This window comes from Flavobacterium sp. (genome assembly GCF_040382755.1).
Taxonomy (GTDB): Bacteria; Bacteroidota; Bacteroidia; order Flavobacteriales; family Flavobacteriaceae; genus Flavobacterium.
This window is the reverse complement of sequence record NZ_JBEIET010000216.1, coordinates 1-2,121: the sequence shown is the minus strand read 5'-3', so window position 1 is coordinate 2,121 and position 2,121 is coordinate 1. Positions and strand designations below refer to the sequence as shown.

General features: G+C 31.2%; 2 protein-coding genes. Both read left to right on the top strand.

Annotated features, from left to right (window positions below; all coding sequences use genetic code 11):
* The coding region (locus tag ABWO04_RS11385; RefSeq protein WP_353079807.1) for a glycoside hydrolase family 16 protein at positions 1-457 on the top strand (457 nt) is incomplete at its 5' end.
* A gap of 81 nt (positions 458-538) precedes the next feature.
* On the top strand, positions 539-2,121 hold a 1,583-nt coding region (locus ABWO04_RS11380; RefSeq protein WP_502903993.1), incomplete at its 3' end, for a beta-1,3-oligosaccharide phosphorylase-related protein.

Genomic DNA, 2,121 nt, shown 5'->3' with positions numbered 1-2,121 from the left:
TGAAGCAAGAATTAAATTGCCTAGAGGAAAAGGGCTATGGCCTGCTTTTTGGATGTTAGGTTCTAATTCTGATACAGCCATTTGGCCGCAATGCGGTGAAATTGATATTATGGAATATTTAGGAAGTAGCCCAACTAAAGTGTTCGGAACCGTTCATGGTCCTGGTTATTCGGGAGGTAATGCAATAACTAAAACCTATGCGCTACCAAATAGCAGGTTCGATACTGATTTCCATATTTTTGGTGTAGAATGGGACGAAAATTATATCAACTTTTATGTAGATGATGTACTTTACAATCAAATTACACCATCAGAAGTAACGGGTAATTGGGTGTTTAACAACCCTTTTTACATAATACTAAACATGGCTGTAGGAGGAAATTATCCTGGTGCTCCAAATAGTGAAACGCCATTTCCACAAGAAATGTTAGTAGATTACGTAAGGGTTTACCAATAAACATTTATAAACAAACTATTTATTAGAAAAGACATCTAATCTCAAAACACGCCTAAGAAATACAATTGAATTTTAGCAATTATGAGCCCAAATACCCATATATCTGACACGAATACTTTTATAGATAATAAGAAAGAAATAAATTTAGAATCGGTTTTTATCCATGATGAAATGTTTTTCAAAATAACAAATCATGATTTGATGCGACCATTTTTTATGAGCATTGTTAGTGATTCTAATCATTGGATGTTTATTTCCAGTAATGGCGGTTTATCTGCCGGTAGAAAAAATGCTGAGTTTGCACTTTTTCCTTATTATACAGATGATAAAATAACTGAATTTGCAGATATTACAGGTAGTAAAACTATTTTTCAAATTGAAAAAAATAACGAGAAATATATTTGGGAACCTTTTTCAGAACGTTTTAATGAAACCTATAATTTAACTAGGAATTTATATAAAAACGAATTTGGTAATAAAATTATTTTTGAAGAAATTCATCATGATTTTAATTTGACTTACAGATACCAATGGAGTTCAAGTAATTTGTTTGGTTTTGTAAAGAAATCAGAGTTGATTAACGATTCTCAGATTGATTACAACATAAATGTTTTAGACGGAATTCAGAATATATTACCTCAAGGAGTTAATAGCGACTTACAAAATTCAACTAGTAATTTAGTTGATGCCTACAAGCGAAATGAACTTCATTTAGATAGCGGTTTGGGAATTTTTGCATTAAGTGCTATTATTGTTGATAGAGCAGAACCTAGTGAAGCATTAAAGGCAAACATTGTCTGGTCTTTAGGGTTTGATAAACCAACGTATTTACTTTCCTCACTTCAGCTTTCGGCTTTTAGAAAATTTCAAGATATACATCAAGAAACGGATATAAAAGGAGAAAAAGGCGCTTATTTTATTTCCACAAAATTGGTTTTAGAAAAAAATGCAACTAAAACCTGGAAGATAATTGCTAATGTTAACCAAAATCAATCGGAAGTTATTCAAATTGCTAATACAATTTCTAATGACGAAACTCTTGAAAATCAAATCATTCAAGATATCGATTTAGGCACTCAAAATCTTATTGCGCTCAATGCAACTGCTGATGGATTACAATTTACGGCAGATAAACGTAAAGATTCGCGTCATTTTTCAAATGTTTTATTTAATATCATGCGAGGTGGTATTTTTGATAACAATTATACAATTGAGAAAAATGATTTCGTAAACTACATAGCTAAAGCCAATAAAAGTTTATTTAAAGAAGAAGAAACCTTTATAAAAAAATTACCAGAAACGTTTGATTATTCATTTCTACAACAACTAATTTATAATCATAATAATGCGGATTTAATTCGACTTTGTACAGAATATCTTCCATTAAAGTTTAGCCGAAGACATGGCGATCCAAGTCGTCCATGGAATAAATTTTCTATTAATACAAGAAGTGAAATAGACGGATCAAAAATATTAGATTACGAAGGAAATTGGCGAGATATTTTTCAAAATTGGGAATCATTAGCAAATGCATATCCTGAGTTTATTGACGGAATGATTCACAAGTTTTTAAATGCTTCAACTTTTGACGGATATAATCCCTATCGTGTTACGAAAGATGGTTTTGATTGGGAAACGATAGAGCCAGATAATCCTTGGTCTTA